The organism is Rubritalea spongiae (assembly GCF_042652385.1).
GTDB classification, from domain to species: Bacteria; Verrucomicrobiota; Verrucomicrobiia; order Verrucomicrobiales; family Akkermansiaceae; genus Rubritalea; species Rubritalea spongiae.
The window spans coordinates 1,039,854-1,063,383 of record NZ_JBHSJM010000001.1 but is presented as its reverse complement, the minus strand read 5'-3'; the positions used below and the strand labels follow the sequence as shown (position 1 = coordinate 1,063,383).

At 49.1% G+C, this 23,530-nt stretch carries 15 protein-coding genes and 1 tRNA gene; 7 read left to right on the top strand and 9 right to left on the bottom strand.

The annotated features are described in order from the left end of the window. Positions 1 to 236: 236 nt before the first annotated feature. From ACFPK9_RS05020 to ACFPK9_RS05005, 4 genes are all read right to left on the bottom strand, one after another. A complete protein-coding gene (locus ACFPK9_RS05020) occupies positions 237 to 2,432 on the bottom strand; it encodes a TonB-dependent siderophore receptor (protein ID WP_377093684.1) in 2,196 nt (731 codons plus the stop codon). Between the two features lie 184 nt (positions 2,433 to 2,616). Continuing rightward, positions 2,617 to 5,958 (bottom strand): SbcC/MukB-like Walker B domain-containing protein, encoded by a 3,342-nt coding sequence (locus ACFPK9_RS05015; RefSeq protein ID WP_377093682.1) that lies wholly within the window; start codon positions 5,956 to 5,958, stop codon positions 2,617 to 2,619. Positions 5,959 to 5,995: 37 nt separating this feature from the next. Then, positions 5,996 to 6,796, bottom strand: a complete 801-nt coding sequence (locus ACFPK9_RS05010) for a DUF4194 domain-containing protein (protein WP_377093680.1) — start codon at positions 6,794 to 6,796, stop codon at positions 5,996 to 5,998. 33 nt (positions 6,797 to 6,829) lie between these two features. Continuing rightward, a complete protein-coding gene (locus ACFPK9_RS05005) occupies positions 6,830 to 8,266 on the bottom strand; it encodes a Wadjet anti-phage system protein JetA family protein (RefSeq protein ID WP_377093679.1) in 1,437 nt (478 codons plus the stop codon). A gap of 443 nt (positions 8,267 to 8,709) precedes the next feature. On the opposite strand from ACFPK9_RS05005, the gene ACFPK9_RS05000 reads away from it, so the two are divergent. Beyond that, positions 8,710 to 9,732: a hypothetical protein gene (locus ACFPK9_RS05000; protein ID WP_377093677.1), complete on the top strand. Its 1,023-nt coding sequence runs from the start codon at positions 8,710 to 8,712 to the stop codon at positions 9,730 to 9,732. A gap of 90 nt (positions 9,733 to 9,822) precedes the next feature. Here ACFPK9_RS05000 and miaB read toward each other — a convergent pair whose 3' ends face one another. Beyond that, entirely contained in the window at positions 9,823 to 11,199 is a 1,377-nt protein-coding gene (miaB, locus tag ACFPK9_RS04995) for a tRNA (N6-isopentenyl adenosine(37)-C2)-methylthiotransferase MiaB (RefSeq protein WP_377093674.1), read from the bottom strand. 164 nt (positions 11,200 to 11,363) lie between these two features. On the opposite strand from miaB, the gene ACFPK9_RS04990 reads away from it, so the two are divergent. The 3 genes from ACFPK9_RS04990 to ACFPK9_RS04980 all read left to right on the top strand — a co-directional run bounded on the left by ACFPK9_RS04990 (position 11,364) and on the right by ACFPK9_RS04980 (position 13,678). Beyond that, a tRNA-Arg gene (locus ACFPK9_RS04990) sits at positions 11,364 to 11,435 on the top strand. Positions 11,436 to 11,584: 149 nt separating this feature from the next. Continuing rightward, a complete protein-coding gene (locus ACFPK9_RS04985; protein WP_377093672.1) occupies positions 11,585 to 12,790 on the top strand; it encodes a hypothetical protein in 1,206 nt (401 codons plus the stop codon). A gap of 18 nt (positions 12,791 to 12,808) precedes the next feature. After that, positions 12,809 to 13,678, top strand: coding sequence for a hypothetical protein (locus ACFPK9_RS04980; protein WP_377093669.1), 870 nt, complete (start codon positions 12,809 to 12,811; stop codon positions 13,676 to 13,678). A 62-nt stretch (positions 13,679 to 13,740) separates the two neighbouring features. On the opposite strand, the gene ACFPK9_RS04975 is transcribed toward ACFPK9_RS04980, so the two are convergent. The 4 genes from ACFPK9_RS04975 to ACFPK9_RS04960 form a co-directional block, all read right to left on the bottom strand. Then, positions 13,741 to 14,313 carry a hypothetical protein gene (locus tag ACFPK9_RS04975; protein ID WP_377093667.1) on the bottom strand — a complete coding sequence of 191 codons (573 nt, stop codon included), beginning with the start codon at positions 14,311 to 14,313 and terminating at the stop codon, positions 13,741 to 13,743. A 235-nt stretch (positions 14,314 to 14,548) separates the two neighbouring features. After that, positions 14,549 to 16,006, bottom strand: a complete 1,458-nt coding sequence (locus ACFPK9_RS04970) for a GTPase/DUF3482 domain-containing protein (RefSeq protein WP_377093665.1) — start codon at positions 16,004 to 16,006, stop codon at positions 14,549 to 14,551. Next, a complete protein-coding gene (locus ACFPK9_RS04965; RefSeq protein ID WP_377093662.1) occupies positions 16,003 to 17,598 on the bottom strand; it encodes a DUF2868 domain-containing protein in 1,596 nt (531 codons plus the stop codon). Before ACFPK9_RS04965 ends, ACFPK9_RS04970 begins: the two co-directional genes overlap by 4 nt. Positions 17,599 to 17,663: 65 nt before the next feature. Then, positions 17,664 to 19,133, bottom strand: a complete 1,470-nt coding sequence (locus ACFPK9_RS04960) for a hypothetical protein (protein WP_377093660.1) — start codon at positions 19,131 to 19,133, stop codon at positions 17,664 to 17,666. 322 nt (positions 19,134 to 19,455) lie between these two features. On the opposite strand from ACFPK9_RS04960, the gene ACFPK9_RS04955 reads away from it, so the two are divergent. The 3 genes from ACFPK9_RS04955 to ACFPK9_RS04945 all read left to right on the top strand — a co-directional run bounded on the left by ACFPK9_RS04955 (position 19,456) and on the right by ACFPK9_RS04945 (position 23,509). After that, positions 19,456 to 19,950, top strand: a complete 495-nt coding sequence (locus tag ACFPK9_RS04955; protein WP_377093658.1) for a hypothetical protein — start codon at positions 19,456 to 19,458, stop codon at positions 19,948 to 19,950. Between the two features lie 166 nt (positions 19,951 to 20,116). Beyond that, complete coding sequence (gene dgt / locus ACFPK9_RS04950; RefSeq protein ID WP_377093656.1) at positions 20,117 to 21,397, top strand: dGTP triphosphohydrolase; 1,281 nt, start codon at positions 20,117 to 20,119, stop codon at positions 21,395 to 21,397. Beyond that, complete coding sequence (locus ACFPK9_RS04945; RefSeq protein ID WP_377093654.1) at positions 21,398 to 23,509, top strand: RecQ family ATP-dependent DNA helicase; 2,112 nt, start codon at positions 21,398 to 21,400, stop codon at positions 23,507 to 23,509. Positions 23,510 to 23,530: the final 21 nt, after the last annotated feature.

The window sequence follows — 23,530 nt, the reverse complement described above, 5'->3', positions numbered from 1 at the left end:
GTACTACGAGTGCTGAAACTACGACCCATCCACTACTGTGATCTACAACCAGAGATAGAAAACTCATTGCGATAGCCTCCGCTGTCAGGAGGGTTACCAAAGCAATGTAGAGGGCGGTTCCTAATTTTTTTGAAATAGCGAGCACTGAGAAAACGAATAGAAGCTTCAATAAAGGCTAAAACCGCTGACGGAGAGAGCCGTCAGCGGTTTACTATAACTTCGAACAGGGGTAGCTGCTAGAAGTGATAAGTGGCAGAGAGGTTTACAAAGCGACGGGAACCCCAGAATTGTCCCTGACCTGTAGCGCCTTCAGAATAGCCTGCGACATATTCTTTATCAAAAAGGTTGGTTGCGTTTAGTTGTAGATCAATGTCACCAATGCGGTAACCGATCATTGCGTCGACTAAAGTTTGATCATCCGTGTTTAGGGAGTTTGAAGGGCTGTAGGTTTCTCCAATATATCGAATACCAAGACCTGAACGGAAGTTTTCTAATTTGCCAGCTTCAGGAGCGTAGGTAACCCATGCGCTGGCTTGTTGATCAGGGATATTAGGTAGCTTATCTCCGATCGTTGGATCACTTGACCACTCATCACCAGTTTCTGTTTGCATAAGAGTTAAGGCTCCTTGGAAGTAGAAGTCGTGCCATCTGTGCTGAATTTCTAGTTCGGCACCTTGGTAGCTGGCATCTACAGGGGTGTTAGAGACTCCATTGGCAGAAACCAGACGATTGGATTCCTCTATATCAAACATAGCAAATGTGAGTAATGTATTGCTATTGCTAGGTCGGTATTTGAGACCAATTTCATGTTGTCTTCCAGTTCTTGGATCAAATGATTTTCCTGTAGTGAAGTCTACGTCTTGAGCTTCAAATGCTTCTGAGTAGCTGTAGTAAGGTGTAATACCATTGCTAAATTGATACATGACGCCTCCGTCAAAGCTGAATGCTGAGTCAGAACTTGATTTATCTAATGGCAAGCCAGCTATGTCATAATTTCTGTCGTGTTTTTGATCCACAGTATCGTAGCGAGCTCCGAGAGAGAATATCCAGTTCTTATGCTTAATCACATCGCTAAGTCTTAAGCCTACCTGGGTGATTCTTTGTGAAATCCTCTGATCATATGGCAGATCTGAAATGCTCAGATCATAGGCGGGATCAGCAAAGTTGATTGTCTGCGGTAGGCTGAAGAATGGTGTTCCGCCCCAGAGTACATTATAGCCTCGTAGGTCGGTGCCGAGTTCACTGGTTGGTCTGTTGCTGTCGGTGACAGCTTCGACGTAATCGATACCAAATACAGCTTTGTGCTCTAAGTTGCCAGTAGTAAAATCGGCAACGATGGATGAGTTTACTGACCAGATGTCGGAGCTAGATTCATCTCTGTACGTGGCTCCATAGAGTGAGCCGGCTTGTGGGTTAGGTAAGCCGAAGCTCCCAGTTAGCGAAGATGGTAGAGCTTGAACATAACGGTAGTCGACACTTCCTTGTGAATAACGGGCATTTGTATTGAATGAGAAAATATCGTTTATCTTGTGATCAAAGAATAATGAAAAAGCAGATTGCTTAGAATCGTACTTGTCCCAACCAGGTTGACCGAAAAAGTCATCTGAATCTATATTTACACTCGCGATTTGTGGGTCAGCCGCATCATAGAACTGAATAGATGAACCACCGTTATTGTCTTGGAAAGAAGCAAGCAAGGTAAGGCTCGTGTCATCACTTGGTTTCCAAGTTATAGAAGGCATCAACATAAGTGCATCATCATTGACCCAGTCTACTTGAGTGCCGCTCTCTCTGACTAATCCAACCAAACGGTAGAAAAAATTACCGCTTTCTCCAATAGGTCCAGTAAAGTCGAAGGCTGCCTGACGCCTGTCATGACTACCGTATTGGAGGTTAATCTCTCTTTGAGCCGTCTCTTGTGGGAGCTTTGAAATCGTGTTGACAATCCCACCCAGTGCACCTTGTCCGTATAAGATTGAAGAGGCTCCTTTGATGACTTCTACACTCTCTGTCCCATAGATCTCAGGGCGTGTAGTATTGTAAAAACGGAAATGCGACTGAAAGCCGTCTTGGAAATTTAATGGGTTAATCCCTCGGATTTTTGAATCATCCAGTCGAGTGTCGAAGCCGAAGGGGCCAGCGAAAACGCCTGCAGTATAGCCCAAACTGTCTTGGACATTTAATGCCCCACGTTCTTCAAACTGTTTGCGTGTGATAATGTCAATTGAACGAGGAATTTCGGTGATGGGACTTAAAATTTTTCCATAAGGGCTGGTAGTGGTTTCAATATCCGGAGATTCGGCAATGATGGTAGTTGGAGCTAAACTATCATCAGGTGAATTGGATTCAGAAGGGGCTTCTTGCGCTTCTGTGGAGGAAATGGTACTTGCGATGCAAGTAGTGAATAGTAGTGCGTGTCTCATGCTAGGCATGCAGATATCATGCGATTTGCAAACCTAGCTAGCGGTTCCTTGCTATCTATTAGCTGCCAAATGTCCAGTAACAAAGAAGCGAAGCCTAGGGGAGACTGCTTTTGCGTTTTGTGTAAAAAAGAAGAGAGCCGGGTTGGGCTCTCTTCTTAAAAAACCTCAAGTTGAGGAGTGTGTTATGAGTATATTATTTTACGAGCTTCTCGGTGGCTTCTTTGCGAGTGAGTGAGACAGCGATATTGCGAATGTGATTCACACGACCTTTCTTAGTTTCCTTTTTGGAGACGACCATGGTTTGATCACAGAGATCGATGGCATAGGGAATGTTTCCTGAGGACATTGAGAAGGCTCCTTGGAGACCGAGCTGAGTGAGAGCGTCGATACAGTCACGGATACGCTCACCTGATAGCTTAGAGAAGGCTTCATCGATGGGTACGAGGCCGATACTGGGTTCTTTGCCTCGGCGCTCGTAGCGGTGGTAGGCACGTAGGTAACAGGCAAGGATGGCGATGAAGTAGGGGGACTGGTTTTCTCCTCCTGAGAATTTTCCTGACTGTTTGTCGACGGAAGTTTCGCGCCCATCGGGATCACGCGTGTCGAGGACAGACATGTCGTAGTCGTAGTAGTTTCGGTAGTCGAGGAAGTTGAGAGCTTCAGCGTTGTTAGGATCTTCGACTAAGGTGTCGAAAATGCGTTCTACTTCTTCTTTGGTTTCAGCGTCGATGGAGTCGAAGAAGAGTGAGCCTTCGTCTGCTAGAGCGCTGTTGTCGACGAGCTTTTGATAGACCGCATAATCAGGATTTCGTTTTTTGCGGATCTGATAGAGGTGTACTCCAATTGGTTTCTTAAGCTCTTTATTGAGAAGCTTGAGAGTCATGTCCACGCGCATGAGAGCGGAGCGGAGCTTGACGAGGACTTGCTTGCGGAAGATTTCTTGCCAATTGCGTTCCTCGCGCTCGGCCTTACTCTCGTAGGCGGGGATGTCGCTGTTGGCGATACGTTCGAGGCGTTCATCCCAAGCTTTATTTTCTTCGTCCTCTGGTGAAAATTCATTGTAGATTGGGAACTCGCGGGCGAGCTCTTTGCGAGTTTCGACGACTGATGCCCATGAAAGGTGACTGCGGTCGATACAAGCTCGTTCTAGGCGAATTGCTTGGCCGACGGCGAGGTCAAGTGCTGGGAACTCAGTAGTTAGATTCTGATAGAGTAGCTCACGGCGATCAGAGTGATCTCCGAGGCCCTCTGTTTCAGCTCGGTAGCGGGTGAGTTCGGAGTCTGCTTTTTCGAGTTGCTCTTGATAGTCCTCGAGTGAGCCTTGGCGACGGCCGAGCTCGAGTTTGAGCTCAGATTTACGCAGGCTTTTGAGTTCGCGCTCGTAGCCAGAGAGGGTGTAATCGAGGTTTGCGAGTTCCGCTTCTTTTTCTTCGAAGCCACCATCTTCGATGGTTTTGAGTCGGTTGATATTTTCTTGCAGTCTGTCTTCGCAGCTCTTGAGCTGTTGGAGGTCAGAGAGCTGGGCTCCTAAGCTTGGGCTGTCTAGCTTTTGGCGGCGGTAGTTTTGTTCGCACTCGGCTAACAGTTCAGCGAGTGGCTGAAGGCGTTCTAGTTCCTTGCGGACTTTGTTGCGTTCATTTTCGAGAGTGACTTTTTGTTGTTCTAGACCTTTGCTGCCGATGTAGGGAATGTTGTCGTAATGCGCACGACGCTCAGCGAATGGGCGGCGATAAGTGAAGCCATCTGGGAGGATAGATGCATTATACTTGGTGAGGTCTTTCGCGTCTTCCACGCAGATGAGCCTACCGAAGAGGTGATTGACAATGGCTTGTGCGACCGGGTCGTGACACTCAATAAGGTCAGCGAGGCAGTTTGGCTCGCAGCGAGAGTTTAGGTCTAGTGCTTGGTCAGGATTGATGAGTGATTCGCCAGGGGCGCCACCTTTCATCTCGCGGTAGATTGTTTCCGCGTAGCGGTAGTTTTCGGGCTCGACGACGACGGCGAATTTACGCGTGAATGCGATCTCGATAGCCGGGCGCCAGCGTTCGTCTTTGACCTCACAGAGTTCGCGGAGGGCGAATGCTGCTGGGTCTCCATTTCTGCGGCGTGGGAGTGAGGAATTAATGGAGTCTAACAAGGCTGAGCGCTGAGAGACTTTTCCTCGGTCTAGGGTTTCGAGTCTGGCGGAGAGGGCGCGGAGCTTATTGACCTTTTTCTCCACTTCTTCGCGCAGTGGTTTTTCGGCATCTTTAGATGCGTAGTGGAGGTTTCTTACGGAGTCGGCGAGCTCTTCGAGGTTTTCGGTAAGCTGGTGGAGCTCGCATTCCTCGGTGGCCTTGAGGGATTTTTCCACAGCCTTAACCATGGTGTGCGGGAGCTTGATGCCAGTTTTTTGCAGTGCTTCAACCCAATTGCGGATCATGCGGCAACGGAGGACGCGAGCTTCGCCGATGGTTTGGCCAGCTTCGCGCAGCTGGTTGATTTGAGAAACAAGTTTACGGTTGTCTTCTCGAATGTGCAGGAATAGGCGGCCGTCTTCGGTTTCATTGAGAGCATCTCGGAGAATGTCGCGTCGCTCGCGGCCTTGTTTGAGCTGGCCTTCGAGCTCGTTCTCACGGGTGTTCTCGGATTTCGCTTGTTCTTCGAGCTCTTTGATTTCCTCTTCGAGCTCTTCGACCATTTCGCGAAGTTCCTCGCATTTGAGGTCACGAGAAATGTCTGCATAGAGCTTTTTGTCGATCAACGATTGTTTGTTCGTCTTAAAATCTTTTCCAATAGATTCTAACAAGTCGAGTTGACGTCGAAGGGCGCTGAGTTCACGGCGAAGTGAGAGGAAGGCGTGGTAGGAGTCGCGTACTTCTTGGATGCGTACTTCGTCTGGTGGGAGGACGTAGTTGCGGCAGAATTTGTTAAAGTTGTCCAAGAAGGTGAAGGACATGGCTGCTGGAAGGAGGTAGTCGAGGGTGTCGCGGTCGTAGTTGAGGTGGCTAGGGAGAGCCATTTCACGACGATAGGATTCCATGGTGTCGAAGACTCGACCTTCGGATTCACCTACAAAGTCACGGAAGCCTGGCCAATCGAGTGGGAAGTCGAACTGGTCAATCCAGTCGGCTTTGTCGAGGCGACGGGGGATCATGAATCCGTGGCGGCGCGATGCTTGGTTTTGCGCGGCGCTGTCGAACTCGATGCGAAGACCCCACGTTTCTACCTTTTCAGAATTTGGCCACGTGAATTCGAGAGCAACGTAGGTAGTAGCTCCATCATTGCGCATATACTGCGGGAGTCCATCGATCTCGTCTTTGGTGTCGCCGAGACAGTAGGACTTAAGTGTGCGTGAGGACGCTTTACCAGTCGCGGATTGGTTATACTTGGATTTCTGATCGCCAATAAGTACCAGCTGGATCAAATCCATCAGAATGGATTTTCCTGAACCAGTGACACCTGCGATGAGGAGGTTTCCGTGGATGTCAAAGATGTCTTGGTAACCAAACCAGTTAATGGCGTGGATGCGAGTGAGTTCGATTTTTCGGCTCATGCGAAAGAGTGTTGAATGTTAAATTTTGAATGTTGAATTACTCTTTTTCGTCGTCTAGGAGGCCGACTTCTTCTTCCTCTTCGTCATCGAGGAGAGGTTTTTCAGATGTGGGGTGATTGCTAGGAGTAGCTTTCTCTTGGTTTATTTCAGCCGTAGCGATGGGTGTTTCGTCAGATTCTGTGTCGTCGTCTAGGACATTAGCTTCTTCTTCGAGAATGGCGTCGGCGTCATCGGTGTCGGCATCGAAGGCGCTGGCAGCTTTGACCCATTGTTCGATTCCTGGAAATGGGATGGCAAAGCGGAGGGTTGGTAAAATCTGGATGGTGGAGTCGGTGAAGTCGTCTTCCCAATCCATTTCGATGAGATTGAAGCGAGCGAAGCGACGGAGGATTTCTTTCATACGCGACTGGGAGAGCGGGTGCATACTAGGGAATTTGCTTTGGAATTGCTCGTTGAAGTCGCGGACGTTGAAGTAAACATCGTGGGCGCCATTTTCTCGGACTTCGACATCGAAATCGTACCAGAGTGCGAGTGCGACGAGTGTTTCATCGCGCTTAAGTTTGCGAGTAAGCGAAGGGACTTCAGGGATCGCCATAATTAGGCGATCGTCACGCTGGATGATAATTTTTAGACCTAATAGTGTTGCCCATTCTTCGAGCCACGGTTGGTGCTCGATCGCCCAGTCGTAGAGTGGTCGTTCTGCTGGGCGTGCGCGTAGAAGTGAGCCGTGTGCGAGTAGGCGATGCGCCACGTCTTGGAGCATTGCGCGGTCGCGGTCGCGTAAGTCTGAGTTGAACAGCGATTGTTCGTTTTCTGGTTCCGTAGTGATGTTGTTCATCGGATGAAAAATGGGATGTGTTAGCTTTGTCTACTAACGCGCTTTAGGGTGAATGGTGAATGGGTCGAGGTAGGTTTCTTCGACTAGGTCAGGAGCGGGGAGTTTGTCGTGGGTGATTTCATCACGCGGGGTAGTGATGTCGTATTCGCTTTCGAGGGTGTCGCCGTGGAGGAGGAGGCCTACGGTGTTGAGAATCCAGTCTTCGATGTCAGTTGGCAGGTCTTTCGATTCGAGGCCATTGGTGTCGACATTAAGGTCGCGGAAGAATCGATTAGCTCGGCGGGTGGTGAGTGAAGAGTTGATGTTGTCACTCATTTCTTCGAGGGCGTAGAGCGAGTCGTCATCGTCATAGATGTCATCGAGTGGCGATTGCTCGCCTTTTACTCTAAGGCTACGTGGCGAGAAGAGTGAGTCGATACCTGCTAGGAGGCTGACGGCTGGGATCTTTAGGCTCGGTAGCTCTAATTGCTCTGGCAATGCATTGAGCTTACATTCGGCGTATTGTTCATTGATGCGTTCGAAAAGGTCGCGAACTTCTGAGCGGCGGCCACTGGAGACTTCTTGCAGGTAGCGGAAGCGAGCGAAGGAACGGCGAGCGAAATCGGCGGCGCGGCGGTCGACGGCTTCAGCTTGAGGTTCCACGCTGTCGAGCATGTTGGCGGTGTGCTGAAGGGCATCGTGCACTTTGATGGTGACCTCGTCAGCGCTGAGTTCAGGTCTGCGCTTTTGCCAAGCGAGTTCCATTTTAGCGATGATGGCTGGGTTGGCTTGAATTTTTGCCAGTTGTTCTCGCGCCAGAGGCAGGCGAATGGGGATGTCGAGATCGATGAGTGACTTGTATGCACGTTGGCCGATGTTTTCTGAGAAGTCGTCGTAGAGGACCTGAAGGTTTTCTTTGAGTGAATCTGAACGGAGTTGGCGCTGGGTGAGTCGCGCCATGCTTTGCTGCATTGAGCGCAATTCTTGGAGCCCGTAGCGCAAGTTGTCGGTGCAGGATTCGAGGTCGGCAAGTGGGTGCTTCTCGAAGGCATCTTTGTCCATGATACGAGAGCAAACGAGGTGGAGCTTGTCGGTAAAGGTGACTTGCTCTGGGTAAGCCATGCGGCGAAGGCATTCTAACAAGAGCTCGGCACGGCTATCGAGATAGTATACACGTTGGTAATCTGAGCGCTTTGGCTCTTCTATCCACTCGGACTGCAGCATGACTCGGATCATCTCAGGAGCAGTGATCTTGGTGTGTTCATCTTCGTCGTCCGCCTCTTCAGGAACTTGGATGTGTTCGATTCCTGCTTCGATGATGTTTTCGCAGGTTTGAAGGAGTTCCACACGGGTGAGGCCGACGCCGTGTCGGAGGCGTTGGATTTCCTCGATCTTATCAAGCGCGTCGATGTAGAGCCTGCCATAACGCCATGTTAGAACGGCGAAGAAGCGGCTCGGGGTGTCTCGAAATATTTGTTGGCTGAGGCTCACAATCCACAGAGACTAGGGAGCAATGAGTTCTGAGGAAGTGGGAAAAAGATTTTTATTTTAACAAGGAAGCGCGAGTTGAAATTTTTAGAATGTATTCTTTAAAATGTTTAACTTTTCCTAAGTGAGTAAGTTGTGAATAAGTCTTCTAAGTGCAAGCAGGACATTTATTTGAGCTCACTGAGTGGGAATTGATTTGCTCAAAATTTTATGAGACCTCAGTTAATAGTTAAGTAATCTTGATTACTTTAATTCCCTAAATGGCTTGCGATAAGGAGGTGTAGAGAGGTGTTGAGTAGAGAGAGGGGTGGAGTTATGCATGCGTATTAGGAGAAAAAGATTAAGGCATTTTTGTATGGTTTAAACATTGCCGGAAAGGCTGTGTGAATACTCTGTGAGATGGGGTTGACGCGAAGGGGGGAGAGTGGCAGATTGCGCACTAGATTATGGAAAAACCAATCAAACTTAGAGCGGACATTGAGATCGGCGTTTGTCCAACGCATGTAAAATTTGTTGGAGGTCTCGTACCTGGTGAAGATGGCAAGCTGCCTCGCGATACGAATGGTGAGCTTTTTGCGATTGCTGAGATGCGCACATTGATTGAGCGCTCACCTGTACAGATTGATTCCGTACAAATTTCTCAATTTAACGGAACGGACGAAGCTGATTTGACTGAAATGTACAGTGGCCTGAAAGACCTAGGTCTGGCGATTCACATCATCATTATGGTGGGTGGCGCAGATCCGATGAATCCAGCAGACGAAGATGCTGTGGTAGCTCAGCTTGTCGAAGGTGTAGAGACTGCGAAGCGCTTTGGCGCGACTCAGGTGGGTTCTACTTCGTTTGAAGAATGGCTTTCAGGTGCACCACGCAAAGAAGGTGCTGAGTTTGAATCTGCAGTTGAGCAAGTGATTAAGGTGCACAAGCGCGTGTACGACGAGGCTGAGATTGCGAATTCTTCACTTGAAATGTGGCACCTTGAGTTCCTACGTGGTACAGAATTTGCGACATTTACAGACTGCGGTCGTGCTTGGAAAGTGGCGAAGGGGTTAAATGACCTTATTGGTAAGAAGTTTTTCCGCCTCTTGTTCGACGCGGCACACTGTGGTGATGGCCCATTGAGTCTAGATGAGAATGTAGAGCTTCTCGGGAAGATTGCGGAGTCTGGTGAGTTTGGAATGTTCCATGCGTCTGCGAAGACTACCCGCGGTTGCCTCTCAACTGACGATGGTTGGATCGCGGCTTTGATGGCAGCATCTGCGAAAACTGGCAAGTTGACTCAGGTGATCGTGGAACTCTTTAACCACGAAGACGACGCGCTAGCTGCAATGCGTGAGGCTATTGAAGGCCATGGAGTGAATACACTTGATGGACGTAGCTACACTGATTGTGTAGTGGATGGTCTTGGGGATGTAGCTCGCCGCATTAACAATCTCGTGGCTCGTGGAGAACTTCCTGAAAAGAAGTAAACTCTAGTAACTGAGAATTTTAACAAAAAGAGCGAAGCTCCTCATTGGGGCTTCGCTCTTTTTTTCGTGTGTGGCTGTGTGTCTAATTGCTTAGTCAATAAGCGGAGTGCCGTAGAGTGTGAATCCTGTGCACTCGGTGATTTTTGCTTTGAAGACCTTACCGACGAGGCGGTCTGGGTTGCCCTCGAGAATCACGATCTTATTTTGAGGGGTGCGTGAATTGAGGGTGTTAGGGTTGTTCTTGGAAGGGCCAGTACAGAGAACTTCTTGAACGGTGCCGATGAGAGCGTGGTTCTTGCGCTGGGCAATTTCGTTAACAACGGCGAGGAGTCGCTGGTTGCGGTCTTCCTTGGTTTTCTCAGTGTGCTGCTCTAGCATTTCAGCTGCTGGTGTGTTGCGGCGCTGTGAGTAGCGGAAAACGAAGCAGTTATCGAATTCGAGTTCTTTCACAGTGTTGAGTGTGTCCATGAAGTCTTCTTCGGTTTCTCCAGGGAAGCCGACGATGATGTCGGTAGTGATCGCCATGTCTGGGCGAGCAGCCTTCATTTTCTTAATGATTTCAACGAATTTCTCGTTCTTGTAGGGGCGGCGCATCGCTTTAAGAATTTTGTCGCTGCCGCTCTGCATTGGGAAGTGGATGTGAGAGCAGAGTTTCGGAAGATAAGTAAAAGCTTCGACTAAGTCATCGCGGTAGCCAATAGGGTGTGGCGAGGTGAAGCGAATGCGGTCGATGCCTTCGATCTCGTGAACGGCTTCAAGTAGCTGGACGAATGGCGATTTGCCATCGACTTTGGGAAATTCAGTGCGGCCGTAGAGGTTGACAATTTGACCAAGGAGAGTGACTTCTTTGACTCCTCGGCTGGCGAGTGTTTTACATTCTTCAACAATTTCTGCGATCGGGCGACCACGTTCGCGGCCGCGTGTGTCGGGCACGATGCAGTAGGAACACTTCATGTTGCAGCCCTGCATGATCGAAACGAAAGCAGTAGGGTCTGTCGTATTATTGACGTGGTCTTTAATAGTGTTTTGAGAGTCTTTCTCCTCTTCGACATCGCAAATATGGTCACCTTTGTAGGTGAGCTTGAGGTCGTCCATCCGACGCTCGAGTCGGTTCTGGAGGATGCCATCGACGTATTCAAAAACCTTGTGGTACTTTTGAGTACCGACAACGACGTCGAGGTGGGGGACATTTTGGAAAAGTTCTTGGCCACGTGATTGAGCCATGCAGCCCATGAATCCGTAGACAACGTGTGGACGTTTTTGGCGGTGACGCACCATGCTACCCATTTTTCCGAGTGCTTTTTGTTCCGCTTGGTCACGAACCGAGCAGGTATTCACTAGGATGGCATCGGCTTCGAATTCGTCGTTGGTGACGGTGTAGCCACCTTCCGTGAACATGCGAGCGACTTGCTCAGAATCACGTTGGTTCATTTGGCATCCGTAAGTCTTGATGAATACGTTTGGCATCGTTTTGTTGTCCTTTTAGAGTGAATACTTTAGCGTTGGCGCTTAGCCGATTCCGCCAGTCGGGCTTGGTGATATAGCGTGGAATGGGCAGATTGCAAGAGGATTGCAGACTTGCCAGCGCTAACAAGTCGGATTAGCGTGGCGCGGTTCTTAAGACGATCAATGCCCCGGTAGTTCAATGGATAGAACGAGGCTCTCCTAAAGCTTAGATAGCGGTTCGACTCCGCTCCGGGGTATTTGTTTATTTTATAATGGTTTGGCGGTGTTTTTGGGTGAATGTGGTGATCTGAGAAAGATGCTAAAAGCATACTAAACTAGGCAAAAACAGTCCTTCTTTTGCTGTTTTTCGCTGTCAATTCTAACTGTCAGTTGCTGTCATCTGTGTATGGCAGCTAATGAGTCGTTCGCGGTTAAGTATGGAGAGACTGAGGTAAAAGTCTATGCTCGAGGTGACGAGAGGTGGTCTCTGAACTGGAGACAGCTTGGGAAACGTAAGTCTTCGACCTTCCGAGGGAGTAAGAAGGAAGCTGATAAGCGGGCTCGTGCGATTGCTATGGAGGCGTCTCGCATCAATCTTGGTCTGCAGCCGGCTCGGTTGGCATCTAAGGTGGAGGTGGATGTATTGGAGAGATTGACAGCACTTATTGGAGAGAGGGAGCTGTCTCTTGCTGTCAGCGATCTAGAGTCTGGCGTGGCTAAGGCTGGGAGCTGGAAGCTAGCTATACAACACTTGCATACGTATCGACCAGATGTGGCAGATGTTCCTATTGATGGGTTGTATCACCGATTTATGGTTCGCTATGATAAGCTGGAGACGACGAGCGCGCACAATCCACGAAAGGAGCTCTCCGCGGTGATAGCTGCGCATCCAGACTTATTGCTCTCAGGTGTGACGCAGGAGTTTCTTGAGGTCTGGCTAGATAGGGGAGATCCTGCACCACTTTATTACAATACGCGACTCATCGTGTGGAGAAACTTTCTTTCTCGCTGTCGAGACTGGGGGTACATCTCGGAGGGGGTAAAGCATGTAGCTGATAAGATTCCTAAACGTCGAAAGGATTTCGCGAGTCCTCCAATCATATCGATCGATCAAATGGAGAGGGGCCTTGATCTCCTCAAAGGTGCGCACCTGGCTGGCTTTGCGGTTGCGTGTTTCTCTGGGCTGCGGCCTTCTGAGATTGGTAGGCTGAAGTGGGCAGATGTGAAAAAGGATTACATTTATGTCAGGGCTGAGACTTCTAAGAAGGTGAAGGCTGAACGCTATGTGCCAATGCAGCCTAAGTTGTGGGCCATCCTCAAAGGGGTACGCAAAGAGCTGGAGAAGAAGTCTAAAACTGGTCTGGTGTGCAGTAAGTTTCAGTGGATCAAGATTAGCCGACACTTGAGAGCGGGGAAGAAGCCAGTGCTTGAGAGTTGGCCAATGGACTTGCTGCGGCATTCGTACATTTCTTACAGACTTGCTCAGACAGCGAGCATTTCACAGGTGGCCGATGAGGCGGGGAATAGTCCCGATGTGATTAGAGACCACTATAGGAGACCGCTCAAGAGAGAGACAGGAGAGAAGTGGTTTGCCTTGGCCGAAGGAAAATAACGTGTTAGAAATAGATTTATGAAATTCCCTATATTGTGTTGTTTAGGTTTATTTAGCCATGTTCGGGGTGAAACTTATCCTACAGATAGTAAGGCTAAAGTGTATAGCTCTGAAGAGGCTCGTCGACACCTACTTCCTCAGGTTCTAAAACCTTTTCAGTTTGGGTGCACTTTAGCTGAATTTGAAAGGCTTAATCCCGATTTCTCATACCAAGAAAAGGATGGTCAATTATATGGACTAACCTTAGTAGGTAAGAATTTTATTACAGCAGCAGGCGCTAATTTCGAAAAAGAACCTCCTCACCGAATGAGCCAGCTTATTGTGTCTTTTGAATCGCAAACAGCGAGAGACGTAGTTGCTGAAATCACTTTTGGAGATGAATATATCAAAGACACATGGGTGCTAAAATTTCGTGACGGTAATAATTTAGTAGCTTTGAGAGAAGGAGAGCTAAACCTTGTTTATTGTTTCGTGGAGGGGGAACAGGCTGCAGACCCACAAGATCCTAAAAAAGTAAGATATTCAAAGAAGGATAGACTTCAAGCTATCAACGGAACAGCATCAAAGATAGCAAAGACCTCAACCAGCAAAAACACCATTTTATCTAACGGCTCATACAGTGTGAGCAATATTGGGGTGAAGGTTATCTCTAAGGGGGATAGCTATGTTAAAATCACTTTTAAGTATGATGTTGAGAACATAAAGGAATACAGTTTAGAGCCGGATTTAGAATTTGTTCTACTCGACAAAGACGGATACCAGTTAGAAACATTCGCCGAATATGATATAAAGTTAGCACCATACGGATCAGCTACAGTCACGAAAGATAAGATGGTTAGACGTGATGTTTGGGACGAAGTGAAAAGCTACAACGTGCAGAAATATTAAAGTATTAAGTCCACTAAAATAGATACTTAGAACCGATAGTAGGTGATTCATGAGAACTTGGTTTAGTGCTTGGCGTTAGGATAGATTAAATATTCTTTCCCCACGTCACCAATGAAGGCGTCTAGTTTTGAAGTGCTTCCAAGGTCCCCATGCGTACTACTCTGCCTAATTACTTTAGTTCCATCGTTTGCTACTCTCAGAGATGTCTCAGGCAACAACGCAGTCATAGAGGAAGAGGAAAGCTCATCGTTGGAGGCTGTTTCTAAATTGTTACAAGTGTTGAAGCTTCCTGATGCCGTATACGACTTTCCGGCACTATGACTTGCTCCTCTAATCCAAAAAGGAGAAAATGCCACATTAAGCTGGTGGTCTATGAGTGCTGTGACGCTTTCATACTTCTTAATGTTGCCGCCAGATGCCCAAGGGGCTAAGGCTTCAAGTGCTTCTATATCTTTTGAGTATTTAATATGTAGGCTACTTTCTGAGTCTTCATTAATAATGAGGCTGCACCCCCATTCTACAGGATATGCAGTTTCATCTAAATGAAGATCAGTTAAGAGTAGAGCCGCGTTTCCAGAACGAAAGCAGGCGACTAATTCCTCGAAGTTTTTGATGTTAAATTTTAAGGGGGTCATCGATGTTTACGGTTTTCTGTGTGGGCGAGAGGTCGGAGAAAAGTGAATGAGGCCCTCATGGGGGGCAGTGGCGAAATTGTTAGATACGACTATTTCCGTGACGATTCTGTTGTTGGATGCATTACTCTTTTCTCTACTCAATAAAGATGCAATTCGCTGTTTTGGGGTGTTAGTGGGGTGTTAGTGGGGTGTTAGTGGGGTGTTAGTGGGGTGTTAGTGGGGTGTTAGTGGGGTGTTAGTGGGGTGTTAGTGGGGGGCTGTGGGGGGCTGTGGGGGAGGTGATTTTTTTGGATGTTTCGATGAGGAAGTTGGAGACTTCTTGGCGGGTGGCGTGTTCTTTTTTGTCGCCGTTGCGGAGGTAGGTGAGCCAGTGGGTGATGCGTTTTCTGTCTGCGTCTTTCCATTGGCTGCTGATGCCTATGGGGTGGTCTGAGGTGAGGTCGTTTATGGATTCTGATTGTTTGCCGTGTGACCATGTGGAGCAGGCTTGAATGTAGATGAGGGCGCGATCGAGGAGGATCCAGATGAGGTTGGATGTGGAGGAGACTTGAGCTTCACTTTTGGTGTCTGGCTGGATTTTTAGTTTGGCAAATGTTCCAGGTATTTTGATCTGGATGGCGTTTTCGATGCCAGTGGCGGCGAGGCCACCGGCGAGGCCGAGACCGGCACCGATGGCGGCAGCCATGCCGAAGGAGGCTCCGCCGACGAGGACGTCGATCCCGCCACCAGCGACGGCACCTGCGATGGTGGAGGCGGTGATGAGTTGTTGTTTGTTTAGGCCCAGCATTCTCCAGACTTCTTCGGAGAAGAGGTCTTGATTGAGCATGTGGTGTTCCGCTAGGTTCCAGTGGCTGTTGTTGTGCTTGAAGATTTGCTGGATGTTTTTGCGGAAGTGGGATTCGGCCTTGCGGACGGCTTTTTCTACTTTTGCTTTTACTTCGTTTTCGGCGGTTTTTCTGCCTTTCGACTGAGTGGTCGAGACTTTGATGCTCATGACGTTTTCAATCAGCGTGCAGATGTTTTCGGCGACTTCTTCGAGTCTGCGGTCCCAGTCGTCGCGGTATGCTTTGATCACGGCATTCATGTCGTTTTCCCATTCCGGCATGATGTGTGAGATGGCGGTGAGCAACTTCATGCGACCGACGAAGTTGGCGTCAAATGGGTTAAAGTGTTTTACCGTGAAATGCTTGCTGAGCATGCGGTTCCAGTCCTCGAGTATGACTTGGTCTTCGTGGGAGTCGGATTCTTGTTGCTTGAGGTTGATGATGGCGAGGCGGCTTTCTGAGAACTGTCGGAGGATGCTTGCTTGATCGCGGTCTTTTTGTTGCACGGGACGTGAGGCATCGACGACGAGAATGACGGCGGCTCCTTTAAGCGACTGGAGGATTTCGCACTCAGGTTTGTAGTGAGGGCTGGCTTGGTGGGTTTGGAGGAATACTTCAGTGAGCTCAGCATTGGTGTTTTCATGGTCTTGCAGCCATTTGCTGAGGTAGGCGGTGTTTTCGAAGCCTGGAAGATCGATGAAGTCTAAGACGGTGCGGCCATCGAGTTCGGAGGTGTAGTGGGTGGCATTGCGGGTGGTGCCGGCACGGTTACTGATAGCGACATCATCTCTTTCAGCGAGGGTGGCGACGATGGTTGACTTTCCTACGTTCGGATCGCCAGCAATCGCAAAGGTGGGGATTCTGTTCATGGTGCGGTTTGCGTTAGGTCGGTGATGTCGGTGTTAGGGTATTTGAGCTTGAGGGAGTTGACAAAGTCAGTCCAAGCCTCGAGGTCACTTGGCTGGATGGGTGGGGTGGTGGAGTTTCGTCGGCTGACTAGGCAGAATATGAGTTGGGCATCATTTTCTAGGATTTTGGCGGATGCGTGAATGAGCTCGCGGAGGTTGGCAACGATGGGGTCGCAGGCTCGGTAGAGAAAGATGAGGCGCGGGACACCGTCTTGCCATTCGAGTGCTTTGAGCCGTGTTAGAGCGGATGTGCGTTCTTGTTCGGAGTAGACTCGAGTGCACTGGTGGGTACCGAGGTTGCGCATTTCGCGGAAGCGATTTTTGAGGACGGTGAGTTGCTGGGTGTCGAGTTCGAGTTCTGTGAGAATTTCACAATGGCCTGGCGGGACGGATTCTACGGTTGAAGGGGCAGTGGAGATGGGTGGGTGGGAAATGGGTTCTTCTGCGACGAGGGAGTCTTCGGTCCGGGAGACTGCTGTAACCAACTGTGGTTTGACTAGTCGCCGAAAGAGTTGGTCGCTTTTCGCGTCTACGAAGTTTTCCCGGTGGAGGGCGAGGCGGCTTTGGCGTTTAGAGTAGGCCAAGAGGAGGATGCGTGGAAGTACGGTGTAGGTAATGAGGCAGAGGCAGAGGAACTGCCACCACGAGGAGAGGTGAGGGAAGTCTGGCGGAAGGTCTCTCCCGATGAAGGTTTGGCTGCGTTTGACTTCATCGAGGGTGGGTGAGCCGATGCCCTCGGGGATGAGCTTCGACCAAGGGGCGGAGAGAGCTTTGGTGGTGGAGTAGACGAGTGGGGGATCGATCCACTTCGCGCTCGATCCCCAACCGAAATTGCGAGGAGCGCTGAGGCTGACGAGGGTGATGCCGATGACGACGCTGATGGCGAAGGTGGTTCCTGCTTTTTGAAGAACGACGAGGAGTGGCCAGCCGAGAGCGTCTCTACGGAGTTTTCCTCGACCCATGAGTAGCCCCGCCGCGGCTTGCATTTTCTGGATTTTAATCTCGGAGGGTTGTGAGAGGTCGTGCTTCGAGGTGATGCGTTTTAAGAGCCAGCCGAGGAGTGATCTGAGGGCGAGTGGTAGAGTGAGCGACCAATTAAAGCGTTGGCTCAGTGAGGCGCAGACAGCGAGAGTGAGGAAGAGCAGCTGAGGAAGAATGTAAATGGCAAGGGCGACACTGACAAAGATGACCTTGTCTGTGGCTAGGAGACCGAGGGCGGAGGTGAATCCTAGCACAGCGGTGATGACGGTGGCGGATCCGCTGAGGGTGGCGATGGAAGATTGGCTGATTTCGCCGACGGATGCGTCACTGTCCTTTTGCTGTTGTTGGCGAACACTGAGCCATTGGTGGAGCCACCAGCGTCTATTGCGAGGGGTGTCTTCTTGGGAGGCTTGGTCCGTGGTGTGCGCGAGGATGTGGGTGCGAATCTCGCTGTCACGCTGGACGAGTGCATTATGCTCTAGGTGTTTATCCGCATCGAGATAGAGTTCATAGTCGATCAGTTGTGCAAGTGTCCATTGCTCGGATGGGGTGGGATGCGGTGGGTGCGACATGGTAGGATGTAGGAAAATGGTGAGCGAGTGTGAGGGTTTGGCAAGGTGGTTGCAGGAGGTGCGTGCTAGATTCCAAAGCCTTTTAGAATGCCATCGAGTAAGCCTTCGAGTCCACGCCCGAAGAAGCCAGTTTTGTTTCCTTTGTGCGGGATTTCTTCGGTGAGGTAGATGCCATCGGCGCCTGAGAACTTGTCGTTAAAAAGTTCATCACGGCTTAGCAGGTAGTCAAGGAAGGTTTCACACCGTTCCCCGCTATAGTTGAGGTTAGCGGAGAAGCCGATGGTGGCGGTTTGATCCTGCATTTTGGCTATTTGTGGTTGAATGGCTTCTGCGCGCACGCCTCGGCAGCCCCGGATGAGGATGGAGGTTTCGCCGTGAATGACGAGATAGCGGAACTGGAAGGTGACCCAGCTATGGAGATTGAAGAGGTTCCAGTGGCGGGTGATTTTTATGGAATCGTTGTTTTTCGCGAGCACGCCGATGAGGGAGCGTGGGTAGATGACCGCAGCTGAGCCGAGGGGGATGTGCAAGTGTGCCATTTTATCGAAGAGGTCTTTTTTAGGCGAAATGGTGACCTTGGCGGAGGCTGTGTTTTTATTTTTGACGGAGACCATCATGAACAAGCCGGCGGCCATGCTGGTGAATGGCATTTTCCACGAGAAAAGTAGTTTGGTTTTTTTACCGGGTCCAGTACCAGCGACTTGGAGGTAATTTGAATGGACGATGAGTTCGTCGCCAGGTTCGAGCTCGATGGGGACGGAGACGTTGCAGTTTTTGAGTTCGAGATTGCCGTTGCACTCAGGCAGGAGCTGGACTGGTTTTGTTTTTGAAATCAGGGGGGCGATCAGAAAGTAGATGACGGCTTTGATCGCTATCGGGGTTAAGATGGCGCCGAGGAGGATGTAAAAGGCTGGGAGTGCGACACTGCCGACAGCTTGTTTTAGCTTTTCTATAGGCTTGGACGCGATGTCAGCCCTGAGCAGGGTGATGCTTTCGTCGAGGTCACGGACGAAGCTTTGTTTTTCAAGGAGGTTGTCACTGAGGCTGATGAGCTCCTTGCCAGCAGGGGATTCGGCCAAAAGAGCTTTGGTACTTTTTAGGTTAGTGGAAGCAAGTCGCGTGGCTGTTTTCGCTGCGTTATACTTGAGGAGCTCTTGGTTCAGAGAAAGGTAGTATGCGCGGTGGGTGAGTTTGGTGTAGTACCAGCCTTCTTCAGCCTTTTTGCTGTCATAGCTTTGTTTGGCTATCGCCTCCTTTTTCTTGGCGATATTGAGGAAGTGTTCTTTTGTCGCGTAGTCTTTTTTGAGCTCACCAAGTTTCTGTTCGAGGGCTGCTTTTTGCTCTTCTAAAGTGTGAACTTCACTGATGAGGGTTGCGTGGAGGCGCTCTTTTTTTTCAATTTCTTGAGCTACCATGGTGATGTAATTCCATTGGTTTTTCGCCCACAGAATGCTGAGCAAGACCACGATGATCATGGCAAAGAGGGCGAGCTTGTTACAAAGCCATTTGATCGCGATGGTAAAAATTTGGTTCATGGATAGGTTTGACCGCAGTCTCTGTTGTCGGTCTCTACGGCTCTTTTACTGTGGTATACCAAATCGCATTCCAAAAGAGACAAATGATTTTTTTGGGTGGCTCAAAGAATTGCGCTACGCGAGAGAAAAGTGGTGTCGGGCGCGTTGTTGATAAATCTACGATTCTCTTCAGTCACGATGCTCGCATCGCTTCTTCATCGAGCCTTGATTTCTTAATAAATTGCACTGTCATTGGTCTCTTTTAAATCGCGAAGTAGTGTAAGTAGTTTGAATTGAATGTGTTTGCAGTTGCCCTGCTAATAAGTTGGGTTAAGTATATGGCATGCACCTCACACGAAATACGCAAACAAAGGTCGTGATGGCGCGCATAATGAGGGATGCCACGCTTCATCAAGAGAATTTTAGTTTGAAACGCTATGGGACTTGGGAAGCTGCGGAAATGGCTGCTGAAAAGTGGGTTTCTGAGCGTAAGAGCAGTTTGCCGGAGTCTCGTAAAAATGAAGTGGGGAGGATGACCTCTCGGAATGCTTCGGGTGTGGTGGGTGTGTGGTTGGCTAAAAATGTGTATCGTCCTAAGAAAGGGAAGAGAAAGATCTACTGGGCATGGAAGTCCAAGTGGCCAGGTTGTGAACTTAAAGGTGGCTTGTCGTGGCGGATTACAGATGATTTGATAGATGATGACGCTTTTGTGTTGGCGGTGTTAGCGAGAAAGCATCGGACGGTGGATCGGGAGTTTTTACGGTGGGAGCTTTTGAAAGAGTACGGATCTAACTGGCACTATGAGGTGCTAGAATTAAAGAATGCGAAGCCGAAGTAGAGGAGCTGCTTCTGAAGCAACGCTTTCAGCACTGTGATTTGTTTTTGAGGATGCCACCCAATGTGTTGCATTCGGTTCTAGGGTGGGCTTGAAAAGGTGGGTTCTGTTGCCTTGTAGGAAAAGTGTTGTCGCTGAGTGATGGCTGATTAAGCTGTCGCAGCGTCATATGGAAAATCGATTTTATACTGCGTTTGATACGGAGAGACTGATTGTGGAGTCGGAGCGGGATGACTTTCGCACACCGTTTCAGATTGATAGAGACCGGGTGCTTCACACTCCTTCGTTTCGTAGGCTGCAGAGTAAGACTCAGGTTTTCTGGAGTGGAGAATACGACTTTTATCGTACGCGTTTGACTCACTCGTTAGAGGTGGCGCAGATTGGAAGATCGATTTGTCAGTACTTAAATAAGACATCTGAATTGTTATCTGAGGATTATTCTATCGACTCCGATTTGGTGGAAGCTGCTTGTTTATCCCATGATCTCGGGCATCCGCCATTTGGTCATGCTGGGGAGACGGCATTGAATGGTTTAATGGCTGATGCGGGCGGTTTCGAGGGGAATGCTCAGACATTGCGATTGTTGACTGAGCGGATTTTTACGGCGCGTAAGTCGGGGATGAATCCGACGCGAGCATTTTTAGACAGCGTGTTGAAATATAAAACGCTTTGGTCTGAGCTGAAGTCGGTGAATGGTGGGAAGGCGCCGAAGAACCATTTTATTTACGATGAGCAAATGGGTTATTTGGATTGGGTGTTTGATGGTCGCGATTTTGCGATTGAGCAGACGCCCGGGAAACCGCGTGATGCTTTTAAGTCGATAGAATGCCAGATCATGGATTGGGCAGATGATGTGGCGTATTGTCTGAATGATTTAGCTGATAGTGTCCGCGCTGGATTTTTGACGATTCAGAAGATTGAACAATGGGCCGAGCAGAATGAGTGCAGCATTGATGAAGGATCGGCTCTAGGTGACTTATTAAAGGCAATTCGGTTAGACAGAGTGGAGCCGATGATGGGCAGGCGCATTGGTAAATATCTCCAGGCGGTGAGTTTGGAGGAAGATCACAACTGGATGAGTGGTGTATCTAATAGGTATCATTATAAGCTGGTGATTGATACTGAGATACGTGCTGAATCTGAGGTGTTTAAGAGGTTAGCTTTCGATGTGGTGTTTCTTTCGACTGAATTGAATCAGTTAGAATTTAAAGGAAACTACATGTTAGAGAAATTGTGGAAGTTGTTATGTGATCGTTATTTGAGAAATGAGGGTAAAATGTACCATTTGTTGCCAGATGAAATTGCAGAGGAGATTGCTGCGGCGGTGTTGTCTGAGCAGAAGCAACGCTTGTTGTGTGATTTTTTAGCGAGTCTAACAGATAGTTCGACGGCTCGTTTGTACAAGAGGCTTTTTGTGGCAGACTTTGGATCGATTGGAGATTTGGTATAGATGGATCGTGTGATTAAACAGCCTTTGGAGGCATTGAAGGAGTATTTTGGGTTTGATGGATTTCTGGATGCTCAGGAAGAAGTCGTTGGGAAAATTCTGACGGGAAAAGATGGTTTGGTCGTGATGCCAACAGGGGGGGGGAAGTCGCTGTGTTATCAGCTGCCGGCGCTATGTCTCCGCGGTGTGACGCTGGTAGTGAGTCCGTTGATTGCGCTGATGAAGGATCAGGTGGATGCACTGGTAGCCAAGGGGATTCCTGCGACGATGATTAATTCGACACTGAGTTTGTCGGAACAGCGGGAGCGCATTTCGCGGATGCGAGCAGGAGACTATAAATTAGTGTACGTGGCGCCTGAGCGATTTAAAGCAGAGAGTTTTGTGCGTGCCTTAGAGGATGTGGATGTAGCTCTTTTTGCGGTGGATGAAGCGCATTGTTTGAGTCAATGGGGGCATGATTTCCGTCCGGATTATATGCGATTGGGGAAGGCGTTGGAGCGTGTCGGGAGACCACAATGTGTGGCGCTGACAGCGACGGCAACACCTGTAGTTAGGGAAGATATTTTGAAAGTGTTAGATCTGCGCGATCCCTTTGAGGTAGTGAGTGGTTTTGCTCGTCCAAATCTTTCTTTAATGATCACAGCGGTTTCTAAGCACGACCAGAAGTACAAGCGGATTCGCGAGGTGGTGAAACGTTGGAAGACTGGCATTGTGTATTGTGCAACGCGCAAACGGGTGGATGAGGTTTCTGAAATGCTCCATGATTGGGGAGTGAGCTGCATTGCTTACCACGGTGGGATGAGTGACGATATGCGGGAGAAGACACAAAATGTGTTTATCAACAAGGAAGCAGATGTGGCGGTTGCTACGAATGCTTTTGGGATGGGTATTGACCGTTCGGATGTTCGATTTGTGATTCATTTTGAAGTTCCCGGTAGTGTTGAGGCGTATTATCAGGAAGCTGGCCGTGCGGGACGTGATGGCGAGGCTGCGTACTGTGAGTTGCTGTTTAACTATGCAGACACGCGGACGCAGGAATTTTTTATTGAAGGAGTAAATCCGAGTTATGCGACTATTTGTGGCGTGTATCAGTATTTACTGAATCAAGCGGATTCAGATTTTGAGGTGCATCAAACGATGGAGCAGATCAAGGATGGGGCTGATGTGAAAAATGGTATGGCGGTGGGAAGTGCACTGGTGGCTCTTATTCGGCACGGTTTAATTGAGCGCTTTGATGTGGCAGGTTCGCGGGTGAAGGGGACACGCCTTTTGAAGCCAGATGTTCTAACGAGTCGGATAGGAATTGATAGAGAAGCGCTGGAAGAGAAAGAACGTAGGGATAGCTCAAAGTTAGGTGCGATGGTGGAGCTGTGCTATGCACGAATGTGCAGGCAGCAATGGATCATGGAGTATTTCGGCGAAGCGGATGCTGCTGCTTGTGGCAGCTGCGATGTCTGTCGTAGCAAGTTTGGCGATGATGCGAGTGAGGGTAGTGATGCTCAGGTGCTGGTGTTACGCAAAGCTCTGAGTGGTGTGGCGAGGATGAGCCGAAAGGTGCGTGGCAAGTGGGAGGGGCGTTTTGGACGAGGACGTATCGTGCAGATGCTGGTGGGTAGTAAATCTCAAGAGGTGAAGAAGAATCAGTTAGACACGCTGAGTACATACGGAATTTTAAAGTCTGAGGGAACGGCTTATTTGAATGAGTTATTCCATGCGATGCATGACGCTGGCTTGATCTACACTCAGAAAGGTGAATACCCTCTGGTGAGTCTTACGCCGCGTGGGGAGTCAGTGATGTTAGGGAAAGCGAATTGCACTCTTGTTTGGCCAAATGCGAACAAAGAAGAGTCCGCGACCACAGCTGATGAAGGTGTCGAGCTGAGTGAAGTAGGCTTTGACCCAGAGCTTTTTGAGCGTTTGAAACAATTGCGTTTCGATATTGCGAAAGCTGAGAATGTTCCAGCGTATGCAGTGTTTCCTAACAAGACGTTGGAGTATTTTACTCGTTTGAGACCAAAGTCGATTGAAGCTGGTCGACAGATTCGAGGCGTGGGAGAGGCGAAAGCTGATCGTTACTTGGCGCAGTTTTTAGCCGTGATAAAGACCTATGGATAGAGGGTTTATCGTTGCTCAAAT